This window comes from Nioella sp., from assembly GCF_965215655.1.
GTDB lineage: Bacteria > Pseudomonadota > Alphaproteobacteria > Rhodobacterales > Rhodobacteraceae > Nioella.
In genome coordinates, this window is the sequence record NZ_OZ244111.1 from 880,861 (window position 1) to 893,294 (window position 12,434).

Below are 12,434 nucleotides of genomic sequence, written 5' to 3' on the forward strand. Positions count from 1 at the left end.
CAAGGGGTCAGACCGCGCCGACAAATCGTTCGCGGTGGATCGTGTAGACAATGGCCGCAATCGACAGGGCCGAGCTGGCCAGCATGATGACCACAAGGGGCATTGCCGTCTCGCTGCCTGCCAGTGCGTTGCCCGCCAGATCGGCCAGCACGGCGCCCCCGGCGAGCATTACCGCGCCCCCGACGCCCGAGGCCGATCCGGCCAGATGTGGGCGCACGGACAGCATGCCGGAATTGCCGTTGGCCATGGTCATGCCGTTGCCGAGACCGACCAGCGTGACCGAGCCAAAGAAGGTTTGCGCGGAACTGAGCCCCAGGAAATGCAGTGTGACGGGGATGAATAGACCGGCTGTGGAGATTGTGGTGCCGTAAAGGATCATCCGGTTGATTCCCACCCGGACGGAGAGGCGTGCCGCAACGAAGTTTCCGCAGAAATAGCCAAGAGCGGGGGCGCCGAAATAGAAACCCACCTGCGAGGGTGTCAAGTGGTAGATCTCGGACCCCACATAGGGCGCGCCGCCCAGATAGGCGAAGAAGGCACCGGAAGCGAAGGTCGTGGCCCCGCAATAACCCCAGAAGCGGCGAGAGGTGAACAGCTCGGGGTATTCGCGAATCTGGTCACGGAAGCTACCGGTGCTGGCCCGCGCTGTCTCGCCAAGGTCGAACCATGTCAGCGCCAGAACCGTCAACCCCGTTGCCAGCAGCAGCACGAAATTCGCCTGCCAGCCGAAGGTTTCTCCCAATATGCCGCCCACCACGGGGCCGATCATCGGCACCAGCGCCATGCCCATGGTCACATAGCCGATCATCGAGGCTGCCTGTGGCCCCGGAACGATATCACGCACCACGGCACGGCCAAGCACCAGCCCCGCGACCACCACGGCCTGCGCCATTCGGAACGCCAGGAAGATCTCGGCCGTGGGCGCGAAGATGCAGCCGATGGTGGCGAGGGAAAACAGGATGAAACTGCCAAGCAGCACCGGGCGGCGACCATAGCGGTCGGATACCGGGCCGATCCCCAGTTGCAGGATCGCATTGATCAGCAGGTAGAGCGTGACCGAGCGCTGCATCAGCGCATAGTCGGCCTGAAAGTACTCTGCCATCTGCGGCAGGGTCGGCAGAAAGATATTCATCGACATCGCGCCAAGCGCCGTCGCCGCGATCAAGGTCGAGATGTGAGGGGGCGTGGACCGGTCTAGGTACCGGACCTCGGGGACTGAACTCATTGGTTTACTTAACGCCGCAATGATCCCCTTGTCCATGTGCGTTCTCGCACATTATTCACGATCATTTGCTGATTAGCATTTGCAAATTCAGCAAATTCAGCAAGTTTGCAAATATGCTGAATTCAACTGGCTATTCCCCAGAGACTCGCTAGGTTCCCCTCGAATTCGAAAAGACGGACGGGTCGCTCCCGCTCCGCTACGGGAGGAAGGGGACCCCATGAAAGACATCCTGCAGGAACTGGAGCATCGCCGCGAAGAGGCCCGTCTTGGTGGCGGTCAGAAGCGGATCGAAAGCCAGCACGCAAAGGGCAAGCTGACCGCACGGGAACGGATCGACCTGCTACTGGACGAGGACTCCTTCGAAGAGTTCGACATGTTCAAGACCCACCGTTGCACCGATTTCGGCATGGAAAAATCCAAGCCGCGCGGCGATGGCGTGGTGACCGGTTGGGGCACGATCAACGGCCGCATGGTCTATGTGTTCAGCCAGGATTTCACCGTCTTCGGCGGGTCGCTGTCCGAGACGCACGCGGAAAAGATCTGCAAGATCATGGACATGGCGATGCAGAACGGCGCGCCCGTGATCGGCATCAACGACTCGGGCGGCGCGCGCATTCAGGAAGGCGTCGCCTCGCTCGCAGGTTACGCCGAGGTGTTCCAGCGCAATATCATGGCCTCTGGCGTGGTACCGCAGATTTCCGTGATCATGGGGCCCTGCGCCGGTGGCGCGGTCTACTCGCCCGCGATGACCGACTTCATCTTCATGGTGAAGGACAGCTCCTACATGTTCGTGACCGGCCCCGACGTGGTGAAAACGGTGACGAACGAGGTTGTGACCGCCGAGGAACTGGGCGGGGCATCGACCCATACCAAGAAATCCTCCGTCGCGGATGGTGCGTTCGAAAATGACGTGGAGGCGATGGCCGAGGTCCGCCGCCTGGTCGATTTCCTGCCGCTGAACAACCGCGAGAAGCCGCCCGTGCGCCCCTTCTTCGACGACGTGGCGCGGGTGGAGGAGAGCCTCGACACGCTGATCCCGGACAACCCCAACAGCCCCTATGACATGAAGGAGCTGATCCAAAAACTGGGGGATGAGGGCGATTTCTACGAAATCCAGGAAGATTACGCCAAGAACATCATCACCGGGTTCATGCGACTGGAAGGCCAGACCGTGGGCGTGGTGGCAAACCAGCCGATGGTGTTGGCAGGTTGTCTTGATATCGACAGCAGCCGCAAGGCCGCGCGGTTTGTGCGTTTTTGCGATGCGTTCGAGATCCCGATCCTGACGCTGGTTGACGTGCCCGGCTTCCTGCCCGGCACCAGCCAGGAATATGGCGGCGTCATCAAGCATGGCGCGAAGCTGCTCTTTGCCTATGGTGAAGCCACGGTGCCGAAAGTGACCGTGATCACCCGTAAGGCCTATGGCGGCGCCTATGACGTGATGGCGTCCAAGCACCTGCGCGGCGATTTCAACTACGCATGGCCGACAGCGGAAATCGCGGTGATGGGCGCCAAGGGCGCAACCGAGATCATCCATCGCGCCGATCTGGGCGATGCCGAAAAGATCGCGGCCCATACGAAGGATTACGAAGACCGTTTCGCCAACCCCTTCGTGGCGGCCGAGCGTGGGTTCATCGACGAGGTCATCCAACCCCGCAGCACCCGCAAGCGCATCTGCCGCGCCTTCGCCTCGCTGCGTGGCAAGAAACTCCAGAATCCGTGGAAGAAGCACGACAACATTCCCCTTTGAGCTTCTTTCTCGGGTCTATCCCCCATCCGTTGTCCGGCCGGCGGCACGGGTGGGGGAACCCCTAATTCAAGGAACGGCTATGCGCAGGATCACGCACAGGATGTTGCAGCGAGAGGACGGGCAATGACTGCCCGCCGCTGGCATATCCTGCGCGATGGCGCGTCGCTGACGCTGGCGCGGCACTTGCCCGCGCGGTTCGATATCGGCGTGGTGACCGAATTTCCGAAGATGGGAAAGCTGCGTCTGGCGCAACAGGTCCGACAGGATATGTGGCGCGCGTTGAGGGACGTGCGCGGCTTTTCCCCCGTGGTTCATGTGGAGGAGCAGGATCACGGGCTGAGGCTTCGTGCGGGCGGGCGGGTCGAGGGCCCCGCCCCCCGCGCGGGCCTCGAAAACATCATCGCGCGCGTTCTGGCCTGCCCCCGCAACCGCGCCCGTTGGGCGGCTTTCGCGGGGCGTCGGGCATGAGGGCGCTGGCGGTGATCTTGGCGCTGACTGCGCTCGCAGGCTGCCGGGAAGAGGCACTGGAGCTGCCCTCGGGCCTTGCCGTGGAGCTTGCGGGGACCGTGATCGAGGCACAGCCCGATGGTGAAACCTGGCTGATCCTTCAGGTGCTGGCCCCATCTTTGGCTGGTCGGCGTATCGGGGCCGACGAGATGGCCCAGGATACCGGTGTGATCTGCGACACATGGGGGCTTGCGGCGGCGGGTGAAGCCGACCAAACCCCCGATCAGATCGTGGTGCAGGTCATGAGCGAGAGGGTCGAACGCGGCCAGCCTGCCCCCGGCGTCACGCAGGTCTTTGCCGGATATCGCCTGCAAGGCGGGTCCTGCATCTGGGAGGATTTCTGATGACCCTACAACATGTTGCGAGACGTTCCTGCTGTGGATATCTTTCTGATGCAGCGCGGACACAGGACACAATCCCGCCATCATTTGGCTGCTTTTCCGCCGTCGTTTCCGGTATGATCAAATTTGGCCATGTGTGTACGGCCATTCCCGGGAACCCGGTCCGCCCCCAAGCGACCGGGACAAAAAACGATAGGAGAGCAGGATGTCCAACCGCATCAAAGCGCTTCTCGCTTTGGGCCTTCTTGTCGGCGCCGCAGCTTGTGCGCCGGCCCCAGAGCCAGAAGAGATTATCATCATCGACCCCGCGCCCATTCAGGCCGAGCCGGTGTATAGCAACAAATACGACTGATGCAGACCGGACCGGGCGGGGCATTCCCGTCCGGCCTTTCCGCGCCCCGGCAATCGGGGGGGCGTGGGCATGATCAAGCATCGTGGCTTTCCGGGGCGTATGCCCGGCACCGATTTCCAGTTCACCATCCGGCGCGAGAACAAGAAAGGGGCGACGCCCCTGATTGCGCGGGAACGCTATGCCGACCGGCGCCCGGCCGACCGCCGGGCCGATGCAGCCTTTGTCGAGGCGCTGTGGCTCTATTTCGGCGATCAGCCCTTTGAGCGCGGCAACCTCGATGCGGGGCGGTTGTCCTGGCTATTCGGGCGCGAGGTGGTCGCGCTGGATGATCCTTTCGATCCAGAGGATTACGAGGCGCTGTTGCAGCTTGACGTGGTCCGCGCACGGGCGTCTTTCCCAGAGGCATTCGACGGCACGGGCCATTGGGAGGGGTCGGCATGAACCTGCCTATGGCTTGCAGAATTGCGCAGAAACGCGCCCAAAAATCGAACCGCGATTTTTCCGTCTCGCACCGCGAAAATCCTCGTGCAATCGTCACTGTGCCGGCCTTAGTCCCCAGCTTCAAACGGGCCGGTGGTAATGTGACGTGTTACCCTTCCCCTTCAGAGCGGCCCGTCGGCATTGACGGCGGGCCGTCTTTTTTCAAAGGTGGGTCACGCCACTCAAAAGAAGAACGGGAAGAGGCACGAGCAACATGCAGAAAATCAAACTTATTGCGGTGTGCGCGATCGCGGCAACGCTTCTGTCGGGCTGTTTTGCACGAACGGATCTGGATCGCGCGGCCGTCGGGGCCGCTGCGGGCGGCGTCGGTGCGGCGGTGCTTGGTGGCAGCGTCGCAACCGGCGCGGTTGTCGGCGCGGCTGCTGGCGCGCTTTGCGACGACGTCAATCTCTGCTGACACAACGAACATAACACCTGCGCATCGCGCGCAGATCGGCAATTCAATGGGACCATCTGGGGCTGACCGCCCGGGATGGTCCTTTTTCGTTTCCACGCCTGCCGTGACGGCCCCGGCGTAAGAGGAGGACAAGGGACCATGTTCAACAAGATCCTGATCGCGAACCGGGGCGAAATCGCCTGCCGCGTGATGAAGACAGCCAAGAAGATGGGGATCACGACGGTCGCCATTTATTCGGACGCCGACAAGCATGCGCTGCATGTTCAGATGGCGGACGAGGCTATACATATCGGACCTCCGCCGGCGAACCAGTCCTATATCGTGATTGACAAGGTGATGGAGGCGATCAAGGCCTCGGGCGCTGAGGCTGTTCATCCGGGCTATGGCTTCCTGTCTGAAAACAGCAAGTTCGCGGAAGCTCTTGAAGCGGCTGGTGTGGCGTTTGTCGGCCCCCCTGTCGGCGCAATCGAGGCCATGGGTGACAAGATCACCTCGAAGAAGATTGCACAGGATGCACAAGTATCCACAGTCCCCGGTTATATGGGCCTGATCGAGGATGCTGACGAAGCGGTGAAGATTTCCAACGAAATCGGCTACCCCGTCATGATCAAGGCCAGCGCCGGGGGCGGCGGCAAGGGGATGCGGATCGCCTGGAATGACGAGGAGGCCCGCGAAGGTTTCCAGTCGTCCAAGAACGAGGCGGCGAACAGCTTTGGCGATGACCGGATCTTCATCGAGAAATTCGTCACGCAGCCCCGTCATATCGAGATTCAGGTTCTGTGCGACGCGCATGGCAACGGCATCTATCTGGGCGAGCGCGAATGCTCGATCCAGCGGCGCAACCAGAAAGTGGTGGAAGAGGCGCCGTCGCCCTTCCTTGATGAGGCGACCCGCAAGGCAATGGGGGAACAGGCCGTGGCTCTGGCCAAGGCCGTGGGTTATGCCAGCGCGGGCACCGTGGAGTTCATCGTCGATGGCGAGAAGAATTTCTACTTCCTCGAAATGAACACGCGCCTTCAGGTGGAACACCCGGTGACCGAACTGATCACCGGTGTGGACCTCGTGGAACAGATGATCCGCGTGGCCGCCGGGGAGCCGCTGTCGATCACCCAGGACGATGTGACACTGACCGGGTGGGCGATTGAAAACCGGCTTTATGCGGAAGACCCTTATCGTGGCTTCCTGCCCTCTATCGGGCGTCTGACCCGCTATCGTCCGCCAGCGGAAACCGCCGCCGGGCCGATGCTGATCAATGGCAAATGGCAGGGCGATGCGCCCGAAGGGCCGACTGCCGTGCGCAACGATACCGGCGTCTATGAGGGCGGCGAGATCAGCATGTATTACGACCCGATGATCGCAAAGCTCTGCACCTGGGCGCCGACCCGGGCCGAGGCGATCGAGGCGATGCGGATTGCGCTCGACAGTTTCGAGGTGGAGGGCATCGGCCACAACCTGCCCTTCCTGTCGGCGGTGATGGATCACCCCAAATTCATCTCGGGCGACATGACCACGGCCTTCATCGCCGAGGAATACCCGGATGGCTTTGAGGGCGTGACCCTGCCAGAGGATGAGTTGCGCCGTGTTGCGGCCTCTGCCGCCGCCATGCACCGGGTGGCCGAGATCCGCCGTGCCCGCGTGTCTGGCCGGATGGACAACCATGAACGCCGCGTGGCGACCGATTGGGTCGTGGCGCTGCAGGGCGAAAGCTTCCCGGTTCATATCGACGCCGATCATGACGGATCGACCGTCACCTTCCCGGATGGGCAGGTGCTGCGGGTGGCCAGTGACTGGACGCCGGGCGATCAACTGGCGGTGCTCGATGTGAACGGCAGCCCGCTGGTGTTGAAGGTGGGCAAGATCACCCAGGGCTTCCGCCTGCGGACGCGCGGGGCCGATCTGGCCGTGAAGGTGCGCAGCCCGCGTCAGGCGGAACTGGCAGCGCTGATGCCCGAAAAGGTCGCGCCCGACACCTCGAAACTGCTGCTCTGCCCGATGCCGGGCCTCATCGTGAAGGTGAATGTCGAGGTCGGCCAGGAAGTGCAGGAGGGCCAGGCGTTGTGCACCGTGGAAGCCATGAAGATGGAAAACATCCTGCGGGCCGAGAAGAAGGGCGTTGTGTCCAAGATCAACGCGGCGGCGGGGGATAGCCTGGCCGTTGACGACGTGATCATGGAATTCGAGTGATGGCATCGCATTCGCCATACGCCCCCGCCTGGATCTGGGCGGTGCACGGGCTCGGCTTTCTGGCCGGGCTCGGGGCGATGGCGGGTGTGTTCTGGCTGCTCTTGGCCGATTTCCTGAGCGATCAGGTCAAGGCCGGGCCTCTGGTGGGCGCGCTGCTGCTGGCGGTTGTGGCCGGGGCAGGGGTGTGGGCCGGGGCGTTGACGTTGTGGCTTGGGCGTCGATGGTTGCTATTGGCGACCGTGGCTGCTTTGGCGCTTTTGCTGGCGGGTGGTGGCGTCATGGGTGCGGTGATCGGGCTGGAAACCGACCCGGCCACATCCGGGCTGGTGGCGCTTGGCGCGCTCTTCCTGGCCGGGGGCGTGATCCTGGGCGGCATGGGGGGCGAGGCATGAGCGAAGCAGCTTATTGCGACAGCCCCATTTCCTCGATCCGCATCGGCAGGTTGTCGATGGCGCGCATGATTTCGCGCACGTCCCACGGGTTGGGTTTGCGCAAGGCGACGCGCCCGTCGCGTTGGATGATCACCATCGAAAACCCACGCGGGCGCAGCGCCTGCCGAATCGGGCTTTCGGCGTCGGGGTCGGAATCAATGACCACCACGACATCACGTTCCAGCAAGGGGCCGGGCCGTTCCAGCAGCAGGTCGATCTGGTCCTGGAAGCGCGGGTCGCGGTCGGTATCGGCAAAGACCACTATGGGCCGCGCGACCCACATAAGCTCGTCCAGCGTGATGCCGCTTTCCACCGCGTCGATGACTTGCAGCACCGGCACGGCAACTTCCGCCTCGACCGGGGCGTCGGCCTGCTGTGCAACGCCCGGCAGGGCGAGCGTCAGGGCCAGCAATAGAAACAGGACTGCGCGCATGAAACCTCCGTATGTCAAAGATATAGGCGCGCGTTTCGTGAAAGCGAAGAGGCATAACCGCAGGGGCATCAGAATATGGCCCTGCACGGCGCAGGCCGGGGGCTGTTCCCCCGCCGCGCGGGACTGAAAAGAGGACCGAAGAGATGAGCGACAAGACCCAAGCCTGGCGCGATATGGCCGAGAAGGAACTGCGTGGCCGTGCACTGGATGACCTGACCTGGAACACGCTGGAAGGCATCGCCGTGAAACCTCTCTATACCGAGGAGGATGCCGCAGATCTGCCACATATGGGCAGCGTGCCGGGGCAGGAGCCGTTCACGCGGGGCGTGAAAGCCACGATGTATGCGGGTCGCCCCTGGACGATCCGGCAATATGCGGGGTTCTCCACCGCCGAGGAATCGAACGCTTTCTACCGCAAGGCGCTGGCTGCCGGTCAGCAGGGCGTGTCGGTCGCCTTCGACCTGGCCACCCATCGGGGCTATGACAGCGATCACCCACGCGTTGAGGGCGATGTGGGCAAGGCCGGCGTCGCCATCGACAGCGTCGAGGATATGAAAATCCTCTTCGACGGCATCCCGCTCGACAAAATCTCCGTGTCGATGACCATGAATGGCGCGGTGATCCCGATCCTCGCGAATTTCATCGTGACGGGCGAAGAACAGGGCCATGACAAGGCGCTGCTGGCCGGGACCATTCAGAACGACATTCTGAAGGAGTTCATGGTCCGCAACACCTATATCTATCCGCCGGAACCCTCGATGCGGATCATCTCGGATATCATCGAATACACCTCGAACGAGATGCCCAAGTTCAACTCGATCTCGATCTCCGGCTATCACATGCAGGAGGCCGGCGCGAACCTGGTGCAGGAGCTGGCCTATACGCTGGCAGACGGGCGCGAGTATGTGCGCGCGGCGATCAATGCGGGCATGGATGTGGACAAGTTCGCAGGCCGTCTGTCGTTCTTCTTCGCCATCGGCATGAACTTCTTCATGGAGGCCGCCAAGCTGCGCGCCGCGCGGCTGCTGTGGCATCGCATCATGGATGAATTCGGCGCGAAGAACCCGCGCTCCAAGATGCTGCGCACCCATTGCCAGACCTCGGGCGTCTCCTTGCAGGAACAGGACCCCTACAACAACGTGATCCGCACGGCGTATGAGGCGATGGCGGCGGCGCTTGGCGGCACGCAGTCGCTGCACACCAACGCGCTGGACGAGGCGATTGCCCTGCCGACCGAGTTCAGCGCCCGCATCGCGCGCAACACGCAGCTGATCTTGCAGGAAGAAACCGGCATCACCAACGTGGTCGATCCGCTGGCGGGCTCCTACTACGTCGAAAGCCTGACCGCCGAACTGGCCGAAAAGGCTTGGGCGCTGATCGAGGAAGTCGAGGAAATGGGCGGCATGACCAAGGCCGTTGCCTCCGGCATGCCTAAGCTGCGCATCGAGGAAACGGCGGCGCGCAGGCAGGCGATGATCGACCGGGGCGACGAGGTGATCGTCGGCGTGAATAAGTACCGCAAGGATCACGAAGACCCGATCGACATTCTCGACGTGGACAATGTGAAAGTCCGCGACAGCCAGATTGCCCGGCTGGAGAAGATCCGTGCGTCGCGCGACGAGGCGGCCTGCCAGGCCGCGCTCGATGAACTCACCCGCCGTGCCGAAGAGGGCGGCAACCTGCTGGAGGCGGCCGTGGAAGCGGCCCGCGCCCGCGCATCTGTCGGAGAAATCAGCATGGCGATGGAAAAGCAGTTCGGCCGCCACCGCGCCGAGGTCAAGACATTGGCCGGGGTCTATGGGGCCGCCTATGAGGGCGACGAGGGCTTCGCCGCGATCCAGAAGGACGTGGAAGCCTTTGCCGAGGAAGAAGGCCGCCGCCCGCGCATGCTGGTCGTGAAGATGGGTCAGGACGGGCATGATCGGGGTGCCAAGGTGATCGCCACGGCCTTTGCCGATATCGGGTTTGATGTGGATGTCGGGCCCCTGTTCCAGACCCCGGAAGAGGCCGCGCAGGACGCCATCGACAATGACGTGCATATCATCGGCATCAGTTCCCAGGCGGCAGGGCACAAGACGCTGGCACCCAAGCTGATCGAGGCACTGAAGGCCGAGGGCGCGGGCGATATCATCGTGATCTGCGGCGGGGTCATTCCGCAGCAGGACTATGATTTCCTCTACAAGGCCGGGGTGAAGGCGATCTTCGGGCCGGGGACGAACATCCCCGAAGCGGCCAAGAAGATCCTCGACATCGTGCGCGAAACGCGCGGCTGATCCCTGAAACGAGACACTGAAAGGCCTCGTCCAAGGCGGGGTCTTTTTCCATGCTTGCGCGCGTGCCAGCGGGGGCGGACCGGCCGGGGCACCCGTGACACGCAGCGCCCGAAGCTCGGCAAGCCTCACGCGTTCGTGCCATGATCAGCGAATTTGCCAGCTTCGGCTTGAAAACCCCGCCCGTCAGGGGCAGCTTGGGGCAACTGACCGCCGTTCCTGGAAGGATGATCGCCCCATGGCCCTGCCCGTGAAACAGCAAGCGACCTATTGGGGAATCGCGGCGGCTGTCTTTCTGTTGCTCATGTGGTTTCTGGGGCAGGTGCTGTTGCCCTTCGTGGTGGGCGGGGCGATTGCCTATTGCCTCGATCCGCTGGCCGACCGGCTGGAAGATCGTGGCTTTTCAAGGGCCTGGGCAACGGTTGTGATCTTTGCCTTCTCGGTCTTGCTGTTCCTGCTGGCGCTGCTTCTGGTGCTGCCGATGCTGATCGGGCAGGTGATTGCCCTCGTGCAGGCCGCACCCGAGCTTTACGAAACCGTGCGCGATGTTCTGCTGGAGCGGTTCCCGACGCTGATTCAGGAGGATTCTGCCGCACGCCAGACCATCGCCGATGTGCTGGCTTCTGCCCGCAGCCAGATCGGCACGGTGATTTCTTCGGTCCTGTCCTCGGCGGGAGCGGCCATCAACAGCGTCGTGGTTCTGGTGATCGCCCCGGTGGTGGCCTTCTACCTGCTGCTTGACTGGGACCGGATGATTGCAGGCATTGACGACCTGCTGCCCCGCGACCATGCGCCCGTGATCCGGCAGCTGGCGTCAGAAATCGACCGGACGCTCGCCAGTTTCGTGCGCGGGCAGGGGACGGTCTGCCTGATCCTCGGCATCTTCTACGCCATCGCGCTGATGTCCGTGGGGCTGAACTTTGGCCTGATTGTCGGGCTGATCGCCGGGGCGCTGACCTTCATCCCCTATGTGGGGGCATTGGTGGGCGGTGTGCTGGCCATAGGCCTCGCGCTGTTCCAGTACTGGGGGTATAGCGAGGTTGTGGATGGCGAGACCGTCCGCCATGCCACGGATTGGCTGCGCATCGGCATCGTCGCGGTGATTTTCGCCATCGGTCAGGTGGCAGAGGGCAATGTCCTGACCCCCAATCTCGTCGGCAGCTCGGTCGGGCTGCATCCGGTCTGGCTGCTCTTCGCGCTTGCGGCTTTCGGGTCCATCTTCGGTTTTGTTGGCATGCTGGTCGCGGTGCCGGTTGCCGCGATGATCGGGGTTCTGGTGCGCTACGGCATGGCGCAGTATCGAGAGGGCCGCCTGTATAAAGGGCTTGAAGGCCGCGGCGAAGACGACGACATGTAAGACATGGCCGAACAGCTTCTTCTTGACCTTCCCGTGCGCACCGCCCTGGGGCGCGATGATTTCTTCGTTTCAGGCGCCAATGCCGCTGCCGTGGCCGGGATCGAAGCGTGGGAGAGCTGGCCGCATGGCAAGATGGTGCTGGTGGGGCCGGAGGCGTCGGGCAAGACCCATCTGGCGCATGTCTGGACCGCGATGACAGGTGCGCAGGTGGTTGAGGCCGGGGGGCTGGCCGAAATCTCGCCTGATGAAATCGGAACAGCACTTGTGGTCGAGGATGCCGACAGGATCACCGGGGGGGCAGCCGAAACCGCGCTTTTCCACCTGCACAACGCGGTGCTCGGACAGGGCGGACGGCTGTTGCTGACGGCACGGACGGACCCGGCTCGCTGGCCCGTCACGCTGCCCGATCTGAAAAGCCGGATGCAGCAGGCGGGTGTGCTGAAACTGCAAGGCCCCGACGATGCGTTGCTCTCTGCGGTCATGGTCAAGCTTGCGGCGGACCGTCAGCTTGCGCTCGGCCCCGAGCTGATATCCTATGCAGTCCTGCGGATGGAGCGGTCCTTCGTTGCGGCCCGAAAGCTGGTCGAGGCCATCGACGCCCGCGCCCTGCGCGACAAGACGCGACCCACGAAGCCCATGATTGCCACGCTTCTCGCGGAGTTGGCGGAATGAGTGTCACGCGGGTG

The 12,434-nt window shown here is 63.0% G+C and carries 13 protein-coding genes; 11 read left to right on the forward strand and 2 right to left on the reverse strand.

Annotation, left to right across the window (positions count from 1 at the left end; all coding sequences use genetic code 11):
• Positions 1 to 7: 7 nt before the first annotated feature.
• Positions 8 to 1,225, reverse strand: coding sequence for a multidrug effflux MFS transporter (locus ACOOEX_RS04510; RefSeq protein WP_420397320.1), 1,218 nt, complete (start codon positions 1,223 to 1,225; stop codon positions 8 to 10).
• Between the two features lie 217 nt (positions 1,226 to 1,442).
• On the opposite strand from ACOOEX_RS04510, the gene ACOOEX_RS04515 reads away from it, so the two are divergent.
• The 8 genes from ACOOEX_RS04515 (at position 1,443) to ACOOEX_RS04550 (ending at position 7,649) form a co-directional block, all read left to right on the forward strand.
• A complete protein-coding gene (locus tag ACOOEX_RS04515; protein ID WP_420397321.1) occupies positions 1,443 to 2,975 on the forward strand; it encodes an acyl-CoA carboxylase subunit beta in 1,533 nt (510 codons plus the stop codon).
• A gap of 123 nt (positions 2,976 to 3,098) precedes the next feature.
• Positions 3,099 to 3,443 carry a hypothetical protein gene (locus ACOOEX_RS04520; protein WP_420397322.1) on the forward strand — a complete coding sequence of 115 codons (345 nt, stop codon included), beginning with the start codon at positions 3,099 to 3,101 and terminating at the stop codon, positions 3,441 to 3,443.
• On the forward strand, positions 3,440 to 3,826 hold the full coding sequence (locus ACOOEX_RS04525) for a DUF6497 family protein (protein ID WP_420397323.1): 387 nt from the start codon (positions 3,440 to 3,442) through the stop codon (positions 3,824 to 3,826). The genes ACOOEX_RS04520 and ACOOEX_RS04525 overlap by 4 nt, the downstream gene beginning before the upstream one ends.
• A 202-nt stretch (positions 3,827 to 4,028) precedes the next feature.
• The gene (locus ACOOEX_RS04530) at positions 4,029 to 4,175 is read left to right on the forward strand and encodes a hypothetical protein (protein WP_169829058.1); all 147 of its coding nucleotides are present in this window, start codon (positions 4,029 to 4,031) and stop codon (positions 4,173 to 4,175) included.
• A gap of 69 nt (positions 4,176 to 4,244) precedes the next feature.
• Complete coding sequence (locus ACOOEX_RS04535) at positions 4,245 to 4,616, forward strand: hypothetical protein (protein ID WP_420397324.1); 372 nt, start codon at positions 4,245 to 4,247, stop codon at positions 4,614 to 4,616.
• Between the two features lie 253 nt (positions 4,617 to 4,869).
• The gene (locus ACOOEX_RS04540; RefSeq protein ID WP_071688675.1) at positions 4,870 to 5,073 is read left to right on the forward strand and encodes a hypothetical protein; all 204 of its coding nucleotides are present in this window, start codon (positions 4,870 to 4,872) and stop codon (positions 5,071 to 5,073) included.
• 138 nt (positions 5,074 to 5,211) lie between these two features.
• Complete coding sequence (locus ACOOEX_RS04545; protein ID WP_420397325.1) at positions 5,212 to 7,257, forward strand: acetyl-CoA carboxylase biotin carboxylase subunit; 2,046 nt, start codon at positions 5,212 to 5,214, stop codon at positions 7,255 to 7,257.
• Positions 7,257 to 7,649: a hypothetical protein gene (locus ACOOEX_RS04550; RefSeq protein ID WP_420397326.1), complete on the forward strand. Its 393-nt coding sequence runs from the start codon at positions 7,257 to 7,259 to the stop codon at positions 7,647 to 7,649. The genes ACOOEX_RS04545 and ACOOEX_RS04550 overlap by 1 nt, the downstream gene beginning before the upstream one ends.
• A gap of 10 nt (positions 7,650 to 7,659) precedes the next feature.
• On the opposite strand, the gene ACOOEX_RS04555 is transcribed toward ACOOEX_RS04550, so the two are convergent.
• Complete coding sequence (locus tag ACOOEX_RS04555; protein WP_420397327.1) at positions 7,660 to 8,121, reverse strand: DUF4174 domain-containing protein; 462 nt, start codon at positions 8,119 to 8,121, stop codon at positions 7,660 to 7,662.
• A 143-nt stretch (positions 8,122 to 8,264) separates the two neighbouring features.
• On the opposite strand from ACOOEX_RS04555, the gene scpA reads away from it, so the two are divergent.
• The 3 genes from scpA to ACOOEX_RS04570 all read left to right on the forward strand — a co-directional run bounded on the left by scpA (position 8,265) and on the right by ACOOEX_RS04570 (position 12,420).
• Entirely contained in the window at positions 8,265 to 10,394 is a 2,130-nt protein-coding gene (gene scpA / locus ACOOEX_RS04560) for a methylmalonyl-CoA mutase (protein WP_420397328.1), read from the forward strand.
• A gap of 235 nt (positions 10,395 to 10,629) precedes the next feature.
• Positions 10,630 to 11,748 carry an AI-2E family transporter gene (locus ACOOEX_RS04565; RefSeq protein WP_420397329.1) on the forward strand — a complete coding sequence of 373 codons (1,119 nt, stop codon included), beginning with the start codon at positions 10,630 to 10,632 and terminating at the stop codon, positions 11,746 to 11,748.
• Positions 11,749 to 11,751: 3 nt separating this feature from the next.
• Complete coding sequence (locus ACOOEX_RS04570) at positions 11,752 to 12,420, forward strand: chromosomal replication initiator DnaA (RefSeq protein ID WP_420397330.1); 669 nt, start codon at positions 11,752 to 11,754, stop codon at positions 12,418 to 12,420.
• Positions 12,421 to 12,434: the final 14 nt, after the last annotated feature.

What these genes read in the sequence shown, in the direction of transcription:
- ACOOEX_RS04510 (WP_420397320.1), bottom strand. Translation starts at nt 1,225, where the DNA reads ATGAGTTCAGTCCCCGAGGTCCGGTACCTAGACCGGTCCACGCCCCCT.
- ACOOEX_RS04515 (WP_420397321.1), top strand. Translation starts at nt 1,443, where the DNA reads ATGAAAGACATCCTGCAGGAACTGGAGCATCGCCGCGAAGAGGCCCGT.
- ACOOEX_RS04520 (WP_420397322.1), top strand. Translation starts at nt 3,099, where the DNA reads ATGACTGCCCGCCGCTGGCATATCCTGCGCGATGGCGCGTCGCTGACG.
- ACOOEX_RS04525 (WP_420397323.1), top strand. Translation starts at nt 3,440, where the DNA reads ATGAGGGCGCTGGCGGTGATCTTGGCGCTGACTGCGCTCGCAGGCTGC.
- ACOOEX_RS04530 (WP_169829058.1), top strand. Translation starts at nt 4,029, where the DNA reads ATGTCCAACCGCATCAAAGCGCTTCTCGCTTTGGGCCTTCTTGTCGGC.
- ACOOEX_RS04535 (WP_420397324.1), top strand. Translation starts at nt 4,245, where the DNA reads ATGATCAAGCATCGTGGCTTTCCGGGGCGTATGCCCGGCACCGATTTC.
- ACOOEX_RS04540 (WP_071688675.1), top strand. Translation starts at nt 4,870, where the DNA reads ATGCAGAAAATCAAACTTATTGCGGTGTGCGCGATCGCGGCAACGCTT.
- ACOOEX_RS04545 (WP_420397325.1), top strand. Translation starts at nt 5,212, where the DNA reads ATGTTCAACAAGATCCTGATCGCGAACCGGGGCGAAATCGCCTGCCGC.
- ACOOEX_RS04550 (WP_420397326.1), top strand. Translation starts at nt 7,257, where the DNA reads ATGGCATCGCATTCGCCATACGCCCCCGCCTGGATCTGGGCGGTGCAC.
- ACOOEX_RS04555 (WP_420397327.1), bottom strand. Translation starts at nt 8,121, where the DNA reads ATGCGCGCAGTCCTGTTTCTATTGCTGGCCCTGACGCTCGCCCTGCCG.
- scpA (WP_420397328.1), top strand. Translation starts at nt 8,265, where the DNA reads ATGAGCGACAAGACCCAAGCCTGGCGCGATATGGCCGAGAAGGAACTG.
- ACOOEX_RS04565 (WP_420397329.1), top strand. Translation starts at nt 10,630, where the DNA reads ATGGCCCTGCCCGTGAAACAGCAAGCGACCTATTGGGGAATCGCGGCG.
- ACOOEX_RS04570 (WP_420397330.1), top strand. Translation starts at nt 11,752, where the DNA reads ATGGCCGAACAGCTTCTTCTTGACCTTCCCGTGCGCACCGCCCTGGGG.